This window comes from Mesorhizobium sp. M5C.F.Ca.IN.020.32.2.1 (assembly GCF_004023105.1).
GTDB classification, from domain to species: Bacteria; Pseudomonadota; Alphaproteobacteria; order Rhizobiales; family Rhizobiaceae; genus Mesorhizobium; species Mesorhizobium wenxiniae.
Map to the genome: position 1 here is coordinate 1 of NZ_RZSX01000741.1, position 3,212 is coordinate 3,212.

Sequence of the window (3,212 nt, forward strand, 5' to 3'; positions counted from 1 at the left end):
AGGACTCGCTCAGTCGGATCCGCCAGCACGTCGCGCTGCTAGCTATCGATGTTCGATGCCGTGGAGTCGCTTCGGTGAGGCGTTCGCCATAGTGTTCTTCACCGCGCTGATACTGTCGCGAACAATTGACAGACCGCGGCGCAGGTCAGCCTCGGCAATGGTGAGAGCAAAAAGGAATTTCAGTACCTCATTCTGTCCGCCACAGGTCTCGATCACCAAGCCGCGACGAAGAGCTTCCCGCGAGATTTGCACAGGTAATGAGTGGTGCTTTTGAAATACGAGTCCGTACATCAGTCCGCGGCCCCGTACACTCAGGCCGAGGTTGGGGAAATCGTCTATGATTAAGTTGAGCTCCTCAGCCAGAATGGCGGATTTGCGTCCGATTTCTTCCTCGAACTTGGAGTCAGCCCAATAAGTCTCAAGAGCCGCACGAGCAGCGATGAAAGCCAGGTTGTTGCCCCTGAAGGTACCGCTGTGCGCGCCAGGTGACCAAACATCCAGTTCAGGCTTCAGAAGAACGAGGGACATCGGCGTGCCGATCGCCGACAAGGACTTCGACAGAGTGACGATGTCCGGCACGATCTCAGCCGCTTCAAAACTGAAAAATCTCCCCGTGCGACCAACGCCGGCCTGGATATCGTCGATGATCATCAAGATTTCGTGTCGCTTGGTCAGATCACGGAGCCGCTGCAGCCATTGAAAGCTAGCGGGATAGATCCCCCCCTCACCTTGGACTGCTTCCAAAATGACCGCGGCGGGTTTATCGAGGCCACTGCTAGGGTCGTTGAGCAGCTTCTCGAAGTAGTCGAGTGTGTCAACGGACGGGCCGAGATAGCCATCGTAAGGCAAAGATGTGACATGCGCGAGCGGGTACCCTGCGGCACTTCGATACTTCTTGTTTCCGGTCGCCGACAACGCTCCAGCGCTGACACCGTGGAACGAATTGGCAAAGGCGACGATGTTTGACCTGCCGGTCACTATGCGAGCCAGCTTCAGTGCAGCCTCGACCGCGTTCGTACCTGTGGGACCAGTAAACTGCAGTTTATAATTCAGGCCACGTGGCTTCAGAATGTACCGCTCGAACGCCTCGATGAACGCCTTCTTGGCGCTGGTGGCGAGGTCGAGGCCGTGCACAATTCCGTCCCGCTCGATATAGTCCAGCACCGGTTTCTTGAAGGCCGGGTTATTGTGCCCGTAATTGAGGGCGCCTGCCCCCGCGAAAAAGTCAAGATATTCGCGACCGTCTGCAGCTATAAGGGTGGTGCCAACCCCGCGATCGAACAGGACCGGAAACGACCGGATGTAGCCGCGTACCTCGGATTCGAGACGCTCAAAAATCGAGATGCTCGCATCGCTCGAAGGCGAGAATTTCTTCTTCATAGCGGCAATCCTCTTGTTCATAAGGCGTATTCCTTTGATGGGAGCCTAATCGGTGCGCGCGGCGTTCATGTTGGGGATCGGCATTTTTCGTGCCGTGGCAAAAAAATTAGCAGCATCAAATGGACGGGCGCGGAGTCGGCATTGTCATGAGCGGCCCCCACAAACTGGCACCATGATCTCCTAAAATGCGCGTTCGTCGAGTTAAAGATTTACGATTTTTATTAACACGGTGGACTGCTGGTCGTTGCAGACCAAGCCTTCTTAGTTTCGGCCGCAACGTCGAGGCGGATCGGACAAACCGCTCAGTGGGTGCCGCATGAAAGCGCGTTGACCTGTCTGGGATCCAGATCAGCGGATTTTCATATTCATGAGGTCAAGCTTTCTCTTGCCATTTTTCTGGTTCATGTCGGGCCAGAACTCCCCGGGGGCCAGCCGCACAGCGTCAGACGAGGGGTGTGATCGTACGGTACTTCATCCTGCCACTCAGGGCCTGATCAGCGCCAGTCACAGGACTGCAGACATGGCTGTGCTCCCCTGCCCCAACGCGTCAAACCTCATGCTACTTGAAGAAGCGCCGGTGCCGAACTAGCCGGGCCGTCAATGCCGCCGTTTCATCGAACCATGTGCCATTGGCACTGTCGAGGACAGGAGACGCACGCAAACAGCAACTACACGTCGGCAACAGCCAGTGCGGTGTGAGCGGGTGAAACGAAACGAATCATAGCGGCTTTCGAGTCCTGCGTCCCGTTCCACTTGTCGGCGACTTGTTGTAACGTCGGGCGCAATAGGCTGCGGCGTCGAAGGCCTTCTCGGTGGAACTTGCCGTTCAGACAGAACGTCAACTCATTGGTATCTGCCCATTGAAGCCGAGAACGTGAAGCGTCTTGGAGCGAAGACGTTGCGTCGCAACGTGAACTTCACTGCTTGAAGTGTCACCGAACCAGGACGGAACGTCGATATTGTCGGATCTTCGACAATGTCGGATATGAGATGCAGCCCTATCACATGACCGCATTGTCTGAAGTTTTCTCGTTTGGCACTACACATCGGTTCACCCGCAAGCGGGTGCGGCATGCACTGAGGAGAAATCATCCAATGATCAAGCTCGCCTCCGAACAGGCGGTCGCTGCCGCGCAAACTGAGCTTTCCCAAGCCGACGGAACATTTTGTGCTTGCTCCAGTCGGCTTCATCCTTCGGGTTGTCCCGGGCATGACGGCTTTTGATTTTCCACCCCAACCCTGATTGCTCCCTATGATGATCCCTGTGTTCGTCTTGAAGATGTAGAACCAGAACGCGTGCTTGGGGCGCCAGCAAGTCGGCCAGGGATCCTGGAGCATTGTCGGTGGAACGCAGTCGAGCGCGACCACACGACATCTATTGGTTCAGTAGCCAAGTAGAAATGTTCGCACTCATGCTGCCGATCCTACGGGTTCTTGACGAATTTACGTACTACAAACAAGATGCAGGCAGACTCCTTTTCGGGGCGGTCGGCCCGAAGGCGAAACCGTGGGGCATGGAAGGCATCCCGAAAAGAGCTTCTGCTTTTGCCCCTAGGACTATGCTCATTGCGACGGCGGATTTTGCAATGACACCTATCCCGGGTTGGAAGGCCTGCGCTGCGGCAAGCGCCAAGCAAGCGGGTACCCAATGATTAAGATGATGCGATGGCCGGGGTTAGCCTCCCTGCCCAACGGCGTGACTGTGCCGTAGTGGCGCCTGCCGAGCTCGCGAGCTTGTGCGCCCCGCGACGGGTATTAGCGCGCCGGCGGTAGATGCGCGATCTGCGCACCGAGCTCATAGTAGCCCTCTCTGATGGCCCGGAAGGGGGCGT

The 3,212-nt window shown here is 56.5% G+C and carries 1 protein-coding gene; it reads right to left on the reverse strand.

Annotation, left to right across the window (positions count from 1 at the left end):
- Positions 1 to 42: 42 nt before the first annotated feature.
- A complete protein-coding gene (gene ectB / locus EOA86_RS28025; RefSeq protein ID WP_128344644.1) occupies positions 43 to 1,380 on the reverse strand; it encodes a diaminobutyrate--2-oxoglutarate transaminase in 1,338 nt (445 codons plus the stop codon).
- Between the last annotated feature and the right edge of the window lie 1,832 nt (positions 1,381 to 3,212).